13 protein-coding genes are annotated in these 15,161 nt (G+C 42.4%); 5 read left to right on the top strand and 8 right to left on the bottom strand.

Features of this window, described 5'->3' with window-relative positions:
• Positions 1–103: 103 nt before the first annotated feature.
• From gldG to J1N09_RS11015, 4 genes are read right to left on the bottom strand one after another with little or no spacing between them, the layout of a single operon-like run.
• On the bottom strand, positions 104–1,798 hold the full coding sequence (gldG, locus tag J1N09_RS11030; protein ID WP_265200261.1) for a gliding motility-associated ABC transporter substrate-binding protein GldG: 1,695 nt from the start codon (positions 1,796–1,798) through the stop codon (positions 104–106).
• On the bottom strand, positions 1,798–2,511 hold the full coding sequence (gldF, locus tag J1N09_RS11025; RefSeq protein ID WP_265200260.1) for a gliding motility-associated ABC transporter permease subunit GldF: 714 nt from the start codon (positions 2,509–2,511) through the stop codon (positions 1,798–1,800). Before gldF ends, gldG begins: the two co-directional genes overlap by 1 nt.
• Positions 2,511–2,807, bottom strand: a complete 297-nt coding sequence (locus J1N09_RS11020; protein WP_265200259.1) for a putative quinol monooxygenase — start codon at positions 2,805–2,807, stop codon at positions 2,511–2,513. Before J1N09_RS11020 ends, gldF begins: the two co-directional genes overlap by 1 nt.
• Before the next feature lie 14 nt (positions 2,808–2,821).
• Positions 2,822–3,652: an S-adenosyl-l-methionine hydroxide adenosyltransferase family protein gene (locus J1N09_RS11015; RefSeq protein ID WP_265200257.1), complete on the bottom strand. Its 831-nt coding sequence runs from the start codon at positions 3,650–3,652 to the stop codon at positions 2,822–2,824.
• Between the two features lie 110 nt (positions 3,653–3,762).
• Here J1N09_RS11015 and J1N09_RS11010 point away from each other — a divergent pair, with 110 nt between their 5' ends.
• The 3 genes from J1N09_RS11010 to J1N09_RS11000 all read left to right on the top strand — a co-directional run bounded on the left by J1N09_RS11010 (position 3,763) and on the right by J1N09_RS11000 (position 7,619).
• On the top strand, positions 3,763–4,719 hold the full coding sequence (locus J1N09_RS11010; protein ID WP_265200256.1) for a PhoH family protein: 957 nt from the start codon (positions 3,763–3,765) through the stop codon (positions 4,717–4,719).
• Positions 4,716–5,669, top strand: a complete 954-nt coding sequence (locus tag J1N09_RS11005) for a phosphoribosylaminoimidazolesuccinocarboxamide synthase (RefSeq protein ID WP_265200255.1) — start codon at positions 4,716–4,718, stop codon at positions 5,667–5,669. The genes J1N09_RS11010 and J1N09_RS11005 overlap by 4 nt, the downstream gene beginning before the upstream one ends.
• Before the next feature lie 117 nt (positions 5,670–5,786).
• Positions 5,787–7,619, top strand: coding sequence for a T9SS type A sorting domain-containing protein (locus J1N09_RS11000; protein WP_265200254.1), 1,833 nt, complete (start codon positions 5,787–5,789; stop codon positions 7,617–7,619).
• Positions 7,620–7,664: 45 nt separating this feature from the next.
• Here the strand turns inward: J1N09_RS11000 and J1N09_RS10995 are convergent, their stop codons facing one another.
• On the bottom strand, positions 7,665–8,924 hold the full coding sequence (locus tag J1N09_RS10995) for an acyloxyacyl hydrolase (RefSeq protein ID WP_265200253.1): 1,260 nt from the start codon (positions 8,922–8,924) through the stop codon (positions 7,665–7,667).
• A gap of 59 nt (positions 8,925–8,983) precedes the next feature.
• Here J1N09_RS10995 and J1N09_RS10990 point away from each other — a divergent pair, with 59 nt between their 5' ends.
• Positions 8,984–10,372 carry an alanine/glycine:cation symporter family protein gene (locus tag J1N09_RS10990; RefSeq protein WP_265200252.1) on the top strand — a complete coding sequence of 463 codons (1,389 nt, stop codon included), beginning with the start codon at positions 8,984–8,986 and terminating at the stop codon, positions 10,370–10,372.
• 1 nt (position 10,373) lies between these two features.
• On the opposite strand, the gene J1N09_RS10985 is transcribed toward J1N09_RS10990, so the two are convergent.
• The 3 genes from J1N09_RS10985 to J1N09_RS10975 all read right to left on the bottom strand — a co-directional run bounded on the left by J1N09_RS10985 (position 10,374) and on the right by J1N09_RS10975 (position 13,896).
• Positions 10,374–11,303, bottom strand: a complete 930-nt coding sequence (locus J1N09_RS10985) for a hypothetical protein (protein WP_265200251.1) — start codon at positions 11,301–11,303, stop codon at positions 10,374–10,376.
• A gap of 2 nt (positions 11,304–11,305) precedes the next feature.
• Complete coding sequence (locus tag J1N09_RS10980) at positions 11,306–12,733, bottom strand: MBOAT family O-acyltransferase (RefSeq protein ID WP_265200250.1); 1,428 nt, start codon at positions 12,731–12,733, stop codon at positions 11,306–11,308.
• Positions 12,734–12,810: 77 nt separating this feature from the next.
• Positions 12,811–13,896 (bottom strand): M42 family metallopeptidase, encoded by a 1,086-nt coding sequence (locus J1N09_RS10975; RefSeq protein WP_265200248.1) that lies wholly within the window; start codon positions 13,894–13,896, stop codon positions 12,811–12,813.
• 112 nt (positions 13,897–14,008) lie between these two features.
• On the opposite strand from J1N09_RS10975, the gene J1N09_RS10970 reads away from it, so the two are divergent.
• Positions 14,009–14,707, top strand: a complete 699-nt coding sequence (locus J1N09_RS10970) for a DUF4294 domain-containing protein (RefSeq protein WP_265200247.1) — start codon at positions 14,009–14,011, stop codon at positions 14,705–14,707.
• Positions 14,708–15,161 lie beyond the last annotated feature (454 nt).

Below are 15,161 nucleotides of genomic sequence, written 5' to 3'. Positions count from 1 at the left end.
GTTGAATTATAAAGGTAAATGGCTGCTTTTCGCCTATCTACAAATATATTTTAAATGCGCTTTTCGGTAAAACAAACTTATTAACATTTTAGGCGGAATGGCCCTACGCTTTTCTACCGTATTTTCGCCTGCGCATATAATTGAATAAAAGTCCGAAAACGCCTAACAATGCTAAGGGTAGCAGTAGATTCATAACCTGCCATTTGGTTCTGGTATCGGCGGTTTTCTGGGGATCCATGAATGGAATGGCAATTTCCTTGGTCCGAATGTTTATAAGTCCGCTATCATCCAAGAGGTAATTTACCGTATTCAGGAGGAATTCCTTGTTTCCGTAGAACGATTGCGTCCATTTGTCGAAGCCAAGTTCCAAAGGTCTTCCACGGTCTAACTGATTCCTGATCACATCACCATCGCTTATCACAACCATCTTCGTTGGTGACGAAATGGTTTTGTCTTCAGAATAGGAGAATGGTTTCACCCTGTTGGTAAAAACCGATGGAAATTCCCCTTCTAATAAAACCGCCAACGGAACTTCTCCGGCATTAAATGTGGCAGGGTCAGGACCTTCATTGATTACTTTCAGGTTTTCCGGAATTTCCTTGTCGATGTTTATTTCTGAAGGCAATCCAACTATCCTCGAAATGGGGGAGGTGCTAAGTAAGATGGTTTTGTCGATACCGTTGGGCAGTGTGTCTATGGCGCTCGCATATTCGAATTTAACGGCCTCAATGTTTGTAACTACGGGATGGTTGTTCGCCGAACTGCTCAACGGATTGTAAAACCATGGGTAACGATTGTATTGCGACTCACGTTCGCTGCCACTGGCCAACACAATGGGTGCGGCGTAAATATCCTTTACCAGATTCGGGTTGATCCTTACACCGTATTTAAAGAAGAAATCGTTCAGGTTGAGATCTTTTCCGAAGGCAAATGTATTACCGCTAATTGTGTCCACCCTGTTTTCCGTGGCATCCACCAGCCATAATGAAGCTCCGCCATTCATTGTATACTGATCCAGTATGTATTTTTCACTGTCTGAAAAGGCCTCGGTAGGAGCGGCGGCCACTACCAGATCGAATCCCTGGAGTTGTTCCAGGGTGCGTTTTGGAGTCACAGCTGCGGAATCCAGGGTAAATGGAGCAATAAAGTAATACTCCCGCAGCGTACCGAAGAAATCTGCGATAAATCTATCATCCAGCTCTCCGTTTCCTTTTAACACGGCCACCTTCCTGCTTTTCGGTTTTGTTAGTTTACTGAAACCATCTGCGAAGGCATATTCCAGGTTCTGTATGGAATTATTGATCCGTTCTTCTGAAGTACTCCCAAGTTGATTTTTTAGTAGCGGGATCTTTACCGTTTGTTCATTGTAAAACGCAAGGGCCCAGGGGTAAACCAATTCCGTACTTACTTTACCACTTTCCTGAACTTCTACCTGGGCTGCGGTCAAACCGAATTCTTTCATTTGAGCCTGCATGGCCTGGCGATCCTCAGAATCTTCAAGAGGATCGATGAAGTTGAACTTCAGGTTTGAATTATAGGCAGTAAATTCTTCCAGTAATTGTCTTACTTCCTGCTGAAGCCGTTTGAATTCAGGAGGAAAATTACCCTCGAGCAGAACGTCGATCACCAATGGAGAATCCACCTCTGCAATGGTTTGCTTCGCGGCTTCCGATAGGGTATAACGCTTGTCTTGCGTGAGGTCGAAGCGCTTGTAGACATATGAACTTCCAACGTTTAGCACCACCAGGGCTGCTAGCAATAGTAGTAGATTCCTTGTATGTTTTGTACCTGACTTCATTAGTTCTTTCTGAAGTTAAATACGGTTAGACCCAGGAATAAGGCGGTAATGCTAAAGAAATAGACCAGGTCACGAGTATCCAGAACACCTCTGGCCACACTGTTGAAGTGTGATTTCATACCCAGTTTTTCAAGGAACAAGGAGTTACTCATTTCGGCAAGACCTTCAAATCCATAGTATAAAGCAAAACACAGAAACACCCCACTAAGGAATGCCACTACTTGATTAGATGTTAAGGACGAACAGAAAATCCCTATCGCCGTGTATGATGCCGCAAGGAATAGCAAACCGATAAAAGAACCGATCGTACTCCCAACATCCCAGTTTCCCTGGGGATTGCCTAAATCGGATATAGTAAAAATGTAAAATAAAGTTGGTAATAGTGCAATACAAATGAGAAGTATTGTTCCCAGGTACTTTCCAACCACTATGCTGCGAATTGAGAGTGGTTTAGTAAGTAACAGCTCCATGGTACCCAGTTTCTTTTCATCGCTGAATGAGCGCATGGTTAGGGCCGGTATAAGGAACAGCAATATCCAGGGCGCCAGTTCGAAATAAGGGGCGAGGTCGGCAAAACCGGAGTCAAAAATGTTATAATTGCCCGGAAATACCCAAAGGAAGAGGCCATTTACTACCAGGAACAGGCCTATTACCAGGTAGCCAACCGGGCTACCGAAAAAAGATTGTATTTCTTTCTTTACTATGGCGATCATTAATTCAGACTATGCAATGTGTCAACGCTCCAGGCTTGTGGTTTAGAACGAAACATGGCTTTTGTTGTTGCCCAGACTTCTTCGAAAAGTTCACTCTTTCGGTACTTTTCCAGATCTGTTTCATCATTCCACCTGCTGTAGGTAAAGAATATGTCCGGATCTCGCTTGTCTCTGTACAATTCGAGGAATTCACAACCTTCAAAACCACGGATCATCTTCTTTATTCGGTCAAAATTAGCAAGAAATGCAGGCACTTGGTCGCTTCTGAATTCCATTTTTACAATTCTTGTGAACATACTTACGAAGTGTTTTAAAGAAAATTAACGGTAATGGTATCCCGGTATTCGAGTCCGAAAAGGGAAGAAGCACTCCCCACCGTGGAAGGATTACTCTTATAAATGGCCAGTTCAAGGTATTGACCAGAATTCCACAAGGCGAGTTTCTTTCCGTCCTCCTCGCGTTTCTCCGGGGGCAGGTCGAAATTAATAGCGTCGCTATAATTATTAAAGACTTCAGAGAAATTGGCTGTCCGAGCCTGTATCTTAAAAGGCCTTCCTTTTCCTATCTTTTCGAACAGGCTTCGGGTAATGTTACTCACCACATTTCCGTAGTTGTCGATATAAATAACGTTTCCTATAATGAGATTCCCTTCAGGATTAACCACTGGTTTTATACCGGTAAGTTCTTTTATTTCTGAAATGTTCTTGCCAATTACCTCAAGGGTTCCTCCGCGTGCAATATGACAAGCCACTTTCACAAAGACATCAAGAACGGGGAAATTACTTTCTATCCTGTCGTGAATATTGATCTCAACGATCTTCTCCGGTTTAATTTCCGAAGCTAACATAGAGATAATCCCATTGTTGGCACAAATGAAGTAGTGTCCGTCCAAAAGCACTGCAACATGCTTGTTATCTGGCGTTAGCCCCGAATCGATGCCAATAATATGAATACTACCCTTGGAAAAACTTTTGTAGGCATTCTGTATGATATAGGCCGCCTCTGTGAGATGGAAAGGAGAGATGGAATGCGTTATATCAACAATTCGCACATCTTCCAATTCGTTGTAGATAGCTCCTTTTACCCCACCAACAAAGTGATCTTTCTCTCCGAAATCCGTTGTGAGGGTTATTAAAGGCATGTAATTAATTGTTGATATTTTGTTAAAACAACTACCGCAAAAATAGGGTACTTTTGCGACTAGAAAAACTATATTTACACGAAGTACAAAACTAATAAACAAAACCGCTTTTGAACGAACTTATTATCGAATTAACCGATGTTAGCCCCAGGGATTTTTTCGGACTGCAAAACGCTAACATCGACCTCCTGAAGAGATATTTTCCTAAACTAAAGATTGTGGCCAGGGGTAGCAAGATTAAAGCGTATGGTGATGAAGAGATCCTGGAAGAGTTCGACACCCGTCTAATGATGTTACTCGACCATTTTGGCAAGTATAATAAGCTGGATGAAAACGCTATTGAGCGCGTCTTACAAAGTGAAAGCAAGGAGGATTATGCCTCTCCGGAAGGAAGTGGCGATGTGATCGTTCATGGAGTAAGTGGGAAGTTGATCAAGGCACAGACAGCCAATCAAAGGAAACTGGTTGATCTTACCAGGAAGAATGACCTGGTGTTTGCTATTGGCCCAGCGGGAACAGGAAAAACCTATACGGGGGTAGCTCTTGCCGTGAAAGCCCTGAAAGAAAAGCAAGTTAGAAGGATCATCCTAACCAGGCCAGCAGTTGAAGCCGGAGAAAACCTGGGATTTCTTCCCGGCGACCTTAAGGAGAAGCTTGATCCCTACATGCAGCCATTATACGATGCGCTGCGAGATATGATCCCTCACGAAAAACTCGATTCACATATTGAAAAAGGAGTTATCCAGATCGCCCCGTTGGCCTTTATGAGGGGAAGAACACTGGACAATGCATTTGTAATTCTCGACGAAGCGCAGAATACAACGCATGCACAAATGAAAATGTTTCTTACCCGCATGGGGAAGAATGCCAAGTTCATGATCACAGGAGATCCAGGACAGATCGATCTGCCGCGAAGGGTAATTTCCGGATTGAAGGAAGCATTATTGATTCTGAAGGATACCGAAGGAGTAGGGATGGTCTATCTAGACGACAAAGATGTGATACGTCACCGTTTGGTGAAAAAGATAATTTCCGCCTACAGAGAAATAGAAAACAGGAATTCATGAGCAATACGATAACGGATACGAATTTCGAATTTCCGGGACAGCAAAGTGTATACAAAGGAAAGGTAAGAGAGGTTTACCGACTTGAGAACGATCTTCTAGTAATGATCGCTACGGATCGATTGAGTGCGTTCGATGTGGTGATGCCCAAAGGGATACCCTATAAAGGACAGATCCTTAATCAAATCGCCACTAAAATGATGAAGGATACTGAAGACCTGGTTCCAAACTGGTTACTGGCAACACCCGATCCCAACGTTGCGGTAGGAGTAGCCTGTGAACCTTTCAAGGTGGAAATGGTAATCCGTGGATACATGAGTGGCCATGCCGCAAGGGAATATAAAGCCGGTAAGCGTTTGTTATGTGGTGTTCCTATGCCTGAAGGAATGATCGAGAATGATAAATTTCCGGCACCTATTATAACTCCTGCTACCAAGGCTGAAAAAGGAGATCACGATGAGGATATTTCAAGAGAGGAGATACTCTCAAGAGGTATTGTATCTGAAGAAGACTATGTTCAGTTGGAGGATTACACCCGAAAACTATTCCAACGAGGTACGGAGATCGCCGCCGAAAGAGGCCTGATCCTGGTCGATACAAAATATGAATTCGGAAAGACGAAGGATGGTAAGGTCGTTCTTATCGATGAGATCCATACCCCAGATTCCTCCCGTTATTTCTATGCTGAAGGCTATTCAGAAAGACAAGAAAAAGGAGAACCCCAAAAGCAACTTTCCAAAGAGTTTGTTCGGCAGTGGCTCATCTCTAATGGCTTTCAGGGACTGGAAGGACAGGAGGTTCCGTTTATGAGTGATGAGTATATCGAGACGGTTTCAGAAAGATATATAGAGCTCTATGAGAATATTACCGGCGAGACCTTTCTAAAGGCCGATGTCTCTGAGATTCAGCAACGAATCGAAAGGAATGTACTCAACTACCTCGCTGCTCTATAAATAATACCACGCTTTAATTTATCATAGTTACGTCGGAGTATTCGGTGCTTTGTCGAATTATTGGATGAGGTAGGTCTTATTGTTCTAACTTTAAGATATAACCAAAATTCACCAATTATGAAAAATCTTCTACTATGCACCTTACTGGGTGCTTTACTGTTATCTTGTGTTGTAACGGCGCAAAGTCCCGTGATAGATCAGGACAACCAAACCAGACAGGTGATTATTGATGATCTCGAAGTCGTTGGCTCATTGGGAGTTGGGCTTGATACCCCAGCGAACCAGGGCTATGGATTCGACACTGTCATTTTACGCGAGAACAATCTGAGAATGTACTTTAATGATACAAGTAACAGCGCTAGCTTTCCTTCAAATGACTGGCGATTTACCTTCAATGATTCTTCCAATGGTGGTGCTAACTATTTTAGCCTGGACGACGTGGACGCAAATTATCAGGCATTCAGAGTTGATGCCGGTGCTGGATCTAACGCCTTTCGCATAGAATCCGGCGGTAATGTTGGAATCGGAATTTCCAACCCGGCCGTAAAATTACATGTTTTCAATCAGGATACACCTACTATGAGACTCGATCAGGTAGGTGGATTTGGAACCTACCGTTGGGATGTTGCGGGAAATGAAACCAATTTCTTCATCCGTGATGTTACTACGAGCGGCCGACTTCCATTCAGAATTCGTCCGGGAGCACTCACTAGCTCTATCGACATAGGGTCTGACGGAACCGTCGCAATAAATGGAACTGCATCAAATCCCAACATATCTATCGATCTAAGTGCCTCTGATCGCGCTTTGTTGCTCAATCGTATGAACAATGCGGATAGAACAAGTCTTGGAGCTTCTTTAACCGTGGCTGAAGCAGGTGCGATAGTCTATGATACCGAAGATTTACTCGCGTACTCATGGGACGGCACGCAGTGGGTAGCCATTGGAGTGGATACCGATGACCAAACAGTAGATACATTCCAGCTAAATGGAAATGACCTGGAACTTTCCCTGGAAGATGATGGTGTTCCCGTAAATACTGTGGATCTCTCCGGTTATCTTGATAATACAGACGATCAGCTTGTCGATACCTTCCAATTGAATGGAAACTCATTAGAATTGTCTCTTGAAAGTGATGGTGTGGGTGTAAATACCGTGGATCTTACAGGCTACCTAGACAATACCGATAATCAGGATCTTACACTGGTTGGAAATACCTTGAGCCTTACCAATGATGCCACTACCGTAGATCTTTCGGGCTACCTCGATAATACGGATAACCAGGATATATCGGGCTCTAATCTAGCCGCCAATATTCTAACGATTGGGATCACAGGAGGCGCTTCTGAAGCCGTAGATCTCTCTTCTCTGGATAATTCCGGAACGGATGATCAGCAATTATCCCTGGCGGGTAATACGCTTACTCTGGAAGACGGAGGTACCGTAGATCTTTCCGGTTACCTCGATAATACGGATGAGCAGTTTCTTGGTTTTGCCTTGAATGGTAATGAACTTACACTACTAATCACAAATGGTAATGTCGTGCAGATTGATCTGTCTCCAATTCTTCAGCCTCTGATAGATGAAAATGCAGCCCAGCAAGCTCAGATAGATGATCTTATAGCAAGGCTAGAGGTACTTGAAGATTGTGCTTGTATGTTGAGAGTTCCGGAGAATATCGCCGATCCAAATAGGCCGATGTTATTTCAAAATATTCCGAATCCTTTCGACAGCACAACAACGATTAGTTATTATGTGCCTATTAACTATTCGAAAGCAAATCTTGTAATTAGTAATACAAGGGGTCAGTTGTTGAATAACTTGCCGCTGGAAGTCAAAGGGGAAGGCAGTATCGACTTTGGTAGTGGTACCTTACCATCCGGAGTTTATTTCTATTCTCTATTTGTAGATGGCAAGAAAATAGACACTAAGAGGATGATTGTTGAATAAACATAATTGCAATTTATTCGAAGGTCTTTCAGAAATGGGAGGCCTTTATCTTTCGCGGTAATTGAAGTTGTAAACATACCCAATACTTAGATCGGTAAAATCGGCCTGGCCACCATTTGCATTGATATGTAATCCGAAGTAAATATTGTTGACAGGTTCCTTACTGGTGTCGAAAACATAGTACTTCAAGCCCATACGCGAAGCCAGAGTCTTTTTCAATCGATACTTGCTATCAAATTCGCCCAGCATGAAATTAGGTGGGATTTCACGAGGAGTATTGTCCCAACCCTGGTTGATCCTCCAATCGATATCGTAGGCCGGTTTATGGATATTAACCCCCAACTGTACGTTGAAACCAATATGATTCAGTGTGAATTCTCCATTGGCGTGAATCCCTAAATTCGAGGCATACCACCATGGGTTATCCGTAAACTCCTCGAACTCTTCGCCGTCACGAACCAGGAATTCCTCGTCATTGATGTAATCGAAATAATGCTCGTAGTAACGATAATAGAAACCAATCCCCACCCTGAACATACCGTTCAGTACTTTCCCATATTCACCTGAAACCGTATAAACTGCTCGTTTATCGTTGTAGGCCAGTGATAATACATTTAGCCCGTAACTCCCATAAAAGCTAACATAATCGTTTACGCGTCTTGGGAAATCAGAAGGATCTTTCAGCTGGGGAATCTCCTTGAGTTCATTCGATTTAACATCTGCGGAAACACTTACTAAGAAGGAATTATAGCCCTGATTCGGTAAACGAGTGTGCCCGTTGGAATGATGAAAGTATCCAATTCCAGCACGCCAGTCGATCTTTTCCCCCTGAAACAGGTCGTAATGCATAAACGCCCTGAACGACCAGGCTACATCCGTAGAAACTGCCTGATTGCGTGGATTCTCAATTTCGTCGTAGATCTTCGTGAAATAGGAGCCCCCCATTCCAACAAGTGATCGTAAACGTTTACTTCGGAATATGTCGAATTCAATGAAGGGCATCAGGGTAAAAGCGCCTCCCAGGCTATCCTTATTTCCGAAGTCGGTATATCCTACTGAAATCCCGGTCTTCGGTCCCTTAAGTCTTCTGGCCCACTCCTGTGGGTTGTAACTATGATCCCAACCAAAATTAAACTGTAACTGCGTCTGAAGGGTTCTATCAGGGAATAATCCATTAGACTCTGTTGTATAGCCAATCATAAATTCAGGCGTGAATATAAAATTCGATCGTTTCTCCTCAGGAAATTCCTGGCAGTACAACTGGAAACTTAGAAATATGAAGAATGCGGTTAGTAGTCGGTTCATTCCATTACAAATAAAATCATTTGAATTGAATTTTAAAATTTAATTTACATTAGCACAGCATGTTTGACGAGATCATTGCTTATTTGGAGAGCCTGACTTCACAGGCGCAGTCCATAGCATGGGGACTTCCTTTGCTCATTTTACTCATTGGTGGTGGTTTATACATGATCATCCGGATCAAGTTTCTGCCATTTCGATATTTCGGACATGCCATCGCAGTACTGCGAGGAAAATATGACAATGAGAATGACGCGGGAGAGATAAGTCATTTCCAGGCGTTAACAACAGCTTTGTCGGCCACCGTTGGCATGGGAAATATTTCCGGTGTGGCCGTTGCGATTGCCATTGGCGGACCCGGAGCAGTTTTCTGGATGTGGGTGAGTGCCGTTATCGGTATGTCCACTAAGTTCTTCACGGCCTCACTGGCGGTTATGTTCCGAGGAAAAGATAGTGCCGGCAAACTTCAGGGCGGTCCAATGTATTTTATAGTGGAAGGATTAGGCAGGAAATGGAAGTTTCTTGCTGTCATCTTCAGTGTTGCAGGATTAGTGGGCGCTTTGCCTGTGTTTAATGTGAATCAACTAACCCAGGCTATCAACGACCTGGTGCTGAAACCTACCGGATTTTATACAGGTTTGAACAGTAATTTAACTTTGGGAATCCTGCTTGTTTTAATCACTTCATTGGTAATATTGGGTGGTTTGAGCCGAATTAGTAATACGGCATCCAAATTAGTACCTAGTATGGTGGCCTTGTATTTCATTATGGTCCTGGTGATCCTGGGTATGAACTATGAAGTAGTTCCTAAATACCTTGGGCTCATTTTTACAGATGCTTTTTCGGCCTCATTCTACGAAGGAGAGGCATTCCTGGGTGGCATGGTTGGCGGATTATTATTATTAGGAATAAAGCGCGGTGCCTTCTCCAATGAAGCGGGGATAGGAACTGCTCCCATGGCGCACGGAGCTGCCAAAACTAATGAACCTATTCGGGAAGGATTAGTTGCTATGTTGGGTCCGGCTATCGATACACTTGTGATCTGTACGCTTACAGCACTTGCTATTTTGGTAACTGGTGTATGGGAAACAACAAGTAATAATGGGGTTTCTTTAACTGCTTCGGCATTCACTCAGACGATGCCGGGAATAGGGAAGTATCTGCTGTTAATTTGCATTGCGGTTTTCAGTATTTCATCGCTTTTCTCCTATTCTTACTACGGAACTAAATGTATGTCGTTCCTCTTCGGAGTAAAGAATTCGTCCTATTACAAATACATCTATATTGCCAGTATTATCCTGGGTGCCACAACTACTCTTGATATGATGATTCAGTTAATCGATACCTTTTTCGCCATCATGGCACTGCCTACTATGATAGCAACGATCATCCTGGCGCCCAAGGTAATTAAGGAAGCTAAACGTTATTTCGACACACTTAAAAAAGGGTAGGTCATTTCCGAAGAAAATCATTCAGGATAGCAGTAAATTTTCTGGATCCATCCGTATTAAGGTGGTTGTGGTTGATATAGTCCCTGGTTTTGAAGGTAGTTGTATCTGCTTCCAAATTCAGTAGGGAAACATTAGGGAATCTTGTTTTGGCAAATCTGAGTACACTGTCGCGACGCTTGAGAATGATTTTGTTCATTTTTTCGAGATAGATAGGGTGAAATGGAGTAGAGACTATTACAACGTTCAGGTCGTCCTTCTCAAATTCTTCTAGCATTTTTATTAAATAATTACTGTTCAACTCGAAAACCCTCAGATTCTCTTTTGTAGTAATCTTAAACGATAGGTTCTCTATTCTTTCTATATCATAATTGTTGCTTTTAAAGCCCCCCTGGTAATTATTTAAGTTATACCCATAGGAATTAAAACTAGCATCGTTCTTTTCTGTAAGGTATTCATCATATAAAGCATCGGAGTAGAAAGGCGGATTGGAGAAAAAGATGAGACGGTCCTTAAACCATGTAGGTCGTTCAAAACAGTTTACATTGTAATATTCAAAGAATATATTGTTTTTCCAGAATTCTTTGTCATTCTGATTTAACTCCAAATGAGAGTAAGTAACTTCCATCACCACTGTTGTGAGAGCAGGGAGCTTGTCTTTAAGACCCTTATACAGTTTGAAGTCGGTATTGAGATGCTGATTGGTGGAGGCTAGATTAATCGTTGGGAAATCTAGCCATTCGGGATTCAGTGCATCTTTCATCTGGGAAGAACCTAATGCCAGCACCTGTATCGAATCTTTGTTGGATTGAAGGTGTTCAGCAATAAAAGTATACCGCATGGGAAGCTTGCGAGTGGTAACCTCCAATATCACGCAGCCTATGATAACCGGAATAAAGAAAAGGATGGTATGTTTTGCGAACTTTCTAAGCATACTTAAAACTGAAAATAAATAAACGCCTGAAGCGGTTCATAAAATCGAATAATACCAAATACTAGCAAATAATACACTGCCCAGCGAACAGGTCTCGGAAGCTTAAGTTCCAAATTTTGTAAAGGAAAATCCAAATGGCGCATAGCTGTTTCAGCAATTAACATGATTAGTAAGAAAATGATCTTCACTCCAATTAAAAGTGAGAAATCTCCTGGCACCCAGGTGAACATTCGTTTCAATATAAGAAAGGACTGACTTATATCTTCGGATCGGAAGAACATGCACATTACCGTGGCGATAAAATAGAAATACAGCAGTGAAACAGGTTTGGGTAATGACTTCAATTTCTTATGAAGTGTTATTTTTCCTTTGAATAACGGGATCTGCTCGCCAATGACGATCAACCCATTAATTAGCCCGAAAACGATGAACGTCCAGTTCGCGCCGTGCCAGGCACCAACCAACACCATGGTGAAGAGAATACCAACGGCAGGAAGTAGTTTGTTGGATTCTGTTCCTCGAGAGACAATAGGTTTGTATACATAGTCGATAAACCAATTGGTAAGTGTGATATGCCATCGCCTCCAGAAATCGCGAACACTAAAGCTCAGAAATGGAGTCTTGAAATTGATATTTAGTTTAAATCCGAATAATTTTGCCGTTCCTATAGCAATATCCGTATACCCGGAAAAATCACAATACAGCTGGAAAAAGAACAATAATGATGCGTACCACATCATTGAGGTCCCGTAATTTTCCGGCTCATTAAAAACCATTGACACTGCAATTCCCAGTTTGTCAGCTACGAGTATTTTTTTGAATAGCCCCCAAAGGATCTGTCGCAATCCATCTTTTGCTTTGGTATAATCGAAATTTCGCTGTTTCATAAACTGAGGTAACAGGAAATTTGCGCGCTCAATGGGACCTGCTACCAACTGGGGGAAAAAACTAACGAAACAGAGGAAATTCAAAAGGTTTGTGGTGGGCTCCAGTTTCTTTCTGTATACATCGATGGTATACCCCAGTGTCTGAAAAGTGTAGAAACTCAGTCCAACTGGTATAATGATATTCCAGATGGTGTATTCGCCGGGAATGACTTCCAGGTTGAATAGACTATAAAAATTATCCAGGAAAAAGTTCATGTATTTGAACACGAACAACACACCCAGGTTCCAGAACAGGCTGAACCCCATCCAAAATCTTCGTATACCTTTCTTATCGGATCGATGCAGGTAAAGGGCGGCCATATAATCTACCAGAGAGCTACCTATGATAAGCGACAGAAAACGCCAGTCCCAAAGTCCGTAGAAGATATAACTCGCTATAAGGATCAGTACGTTTTGAGCCACGCGCCGTTTATTGCCAATAGCCCAGTACATCGTAAATACAATGACCAGGAAAACTCCAAAATCAAGAGAATTGAATAACAAACGAGGACTATTTGCCGGCTAAGATAAAAAAAGGCTACCATTAGGGTAGCCTTTCAAATTATATCATAGCTAAATATCTACTCGAAATAGCTAAATGTTTCCCCATTTTTTAGCTGGAGTAAAGACTCATAGATAAGTTTGATTACATTCTCCACATCACTTTTGTGAACCATTTCAACGGTAGTATGCATATAGCGCAGTGGAAGCGAGATCAATGCACTGGCCACACCCATATTACTGTAAGCGAAAGCATCGGTATCTGTTCCCGTTGCCCTGGAAAGAGCAGCTCTTTGAAATGGTATATCATTGGTCTCTGCTGCTTTGATAATAAGATCTCTTAATTTTTGCTGAACAGCGGGTGCGTAGGCAATAACCGGTCCGGAACCTATTTTCGCATAGCCTTGTTTTTTCTTATCGATCATTGGGGTAGTAGTGTCGTGCGTTACATCGGTAACGATAGCCGCATCCGGTTGAATACGCTCTGCTATCATCTGTGCGCCACGAAGCCCTATCTCTTCCTGCACCGAGTTAGTGATGTACAACCCGAAAGGGAGCTTCTTCTTGTTCTGATGAAGCAGGCGAGCCACTTCGGCGATCATAAATCCGCCCATTCGGTTGTCGAGGGCACGACATACAAACTTGTCTTTGTTCAGAGTATGGAATTCGTCCGGGTAGGTAATCACACAACCCACGTGCACACCCATCTTTTCAACTTCTTTTTTATCTTTTGCTCCTATGTCTATAAAGATGTTCTCAGGTTTTGGCGGTTCTTCTTTAGCCCGGCTACGGGTATGAATAGCTGGCCAGCCAAATACCCCCTTGATGATTCCTTTTTCCGTATGGATATTTACCACTTTGGAAGGGGCGATCTGGTGATCACTTCCCCCGTTTCGGATCACGTAAAGGAGTCCGTTGTCACTTATATAATTAACGTACCATGAAATCTCATCGGCATGCCCTTCTATAACGACCTTGTATTTCGCTTTGGGATTAATAACCCCCACAGCTGTTCCGTAGGTATCGGTGATAAATTCGTCCACATAGGGCTTTAGGTAATCCATCCACAATTTTTGACCGTCCCATTCGTAACCGGTGGGAGCGGCATTGTTTAGATATTTTTCAAGGAAGTCGAGTGATTTTTTATTCAATATAGATCGTGCCATAGAATGTAATTTTCAGAAAAACCAAAATTAGCAATTTATTAGATAGCGAGACGTTTCAATTTATGTAATTTTGGAATGGTTTTCGCGTAGAAGTATTCGCATGCTTGCAAGAATGAAAATAAGACAAATTTTAGGCATAGGAATTCTCCTGATTTCCCAGGCACTATTTTCTCAAACCTTGAAAGAGATCAGTCAGGTTGACAAGGATAGTGTAGAAACTTTCTATTATATAATTGAAGGAGATACCATTCCGAAGGAATATATCGATCTGGATGAAGTAGTACTGCTCAACAAGCTTGAATTCAATTCCAAAGAAGACCGCAGGCGATACCTGATACTTAGGCGAAAGACCCGCAAGGTATATCCTTTTGCAAAACTGGCGTCCGAACGCTTACAGGTTATGAATGCCAGGATGAAAACCCTGGAGCGCAAAAGGGACCGTAAGCGATATACCAGGCGAGTTCAGAAATACATAGAAGGGGAGTTCTCCGATAAGCTTAAGAAGCTTACACGAACCGAGGGGCAGATACTGGTAAAGCTCATTCACCGGCAAACGGGTCGAACCGCTTTTGCCCTGGTAAAGGAACTACGAACAGGCTGGAGGGCCTTCTGGTATAATACAACGGCCAGTATGTTCGACATCTCACTCAAGGAAGAATACCAGCCATTTGAAGTAAAAGAAGATTACCTGATAGAGGATATTCTGGAGCGCTCTTTCCAGGCCAATGTTTTAAAACGACAGGAGCCAGCCTTCGAAATAAACTACCTTGATCTTTCCTCTCACTGGCACGACAAGTCTGTTAATAAGTAATCAGTTTTAATACTTGCCCAGTTTCTGCAATTAATGTATCTTAGTAGTTCGCTCTTTTATTATTGTTAGGGTGTTTCCTGTAGTAGAGGATCTCACGACAGGACCGCGCTATACGCTGTATCTCTATAGTGAGTTACTTTACTATAGAGGATGCCGCTCCTATCGCTAACACATTTTGAATAGTTTATGATGTGATTAATTAGATCGCTTTCAGGCATTTAAATATTGTTAATAAAAAAGAAGCGAAAAAGTTTCATTTTGTTTTGGTGAAATGAAAAAAGGGATTGTATATTTGCACCCGCTAAAAACGGCTGATTTGAATGTTGGCTGTTTTTTTGAGTTAAGAAAAGACGCCTCGCAAGGGGTACGTTCATTGAGATATTGAAATTGACAGCGTATATGGGATTGGGACGGAAACGTCTTGATTCTATATCGAAATGACTAAACTAAGTAG

Origin of the sequence: Aureitalea sp. L0-47 (assembly GCF_026126405.1) — a bacterium.
GTDB lineage: Bacteria > Bacteroidota > Bacteroidia > Flavobacteriales > Flavobacteriaceae > Pukyongia.
Note: the sequence above shows the minus strand (reverse complement) of the source record. Positions and strands in the feature narration are given on the sequence as shown.

Coding starts and splice junctions, on each gene's coding strand:
- gldG (WP_265200261.1), bottom strand. CDS start 1,798: ATGAAGTCAGGTACAAAACATACAAGGAATCTACTACTATTGCTAGCA.
- gldF (WP_265200260.1), bottom strand. CDS start 2,511: ATGATCGCCATAGTAAAGAAAGAAATACAATCTTTTTTCGGTAGCCCG.
- J1N09_RS11020 (WP_265200259.1), bottom strand. CDS start 2,807: ATGTTCACAAGAATTGTAAAAATGGAATTCAGAAGCGACCAAGTGCCT.
- J1N09_RS11015 (WP_265200257.1), bottom strand. CDS start 3,652: ATGCCTTTAATAACCCTCACAACGGATTTCGGAGAGAAAGATCACTTT.
- J1N09_RS11005 (WP_265200255.1), top strand. CDS start 4,716: ATGAGCAATACGATAACGGATACGAATTTCGAATTTCCGGGACAGCAA.
- J1N09_RS11000 (WP_265200254.1), top strand. CDS start 5,787: ATGAAAAATCTTCTACTATGCACCTTACTGGGTGCTTTACTGTTATCT.
- J1N09_RS10995 (WP_265200253.1), bottom strand. CDS start 8,924: ATGAACCGACTACTAACCGCATTCTTCATATTTCTAAGTTTCCAGTTG.
- J1N09_RS10990 (WP_265200252.1), top strand. CDS start 8,984: ATGTTTGACGAGATCATTGCTTATTTGGAGAGCCTGACTTCACAGGCG.
- J1N09_RS10985 (WP_265200251.1), bottom strand. CDS start 11,303: ATGCTTAGAAAGTTCGCAAAACATACCATCCTTTTCTTTATTCCGGTT.
- J1N09_RS10975 (WP_265200248.1), bottom strand. CDS start 13,896: ATGGCACGATCTATATTGAATAAAAAATCACTCGACTTCCTTGAAAAA.
- J1N09_RS10970 (WP_265200247.1), top strand. CDS start 14,009: ATGAAAATAAGACAAATTTTAGGCATAGGAATTCTCCTGATTTCCCAG.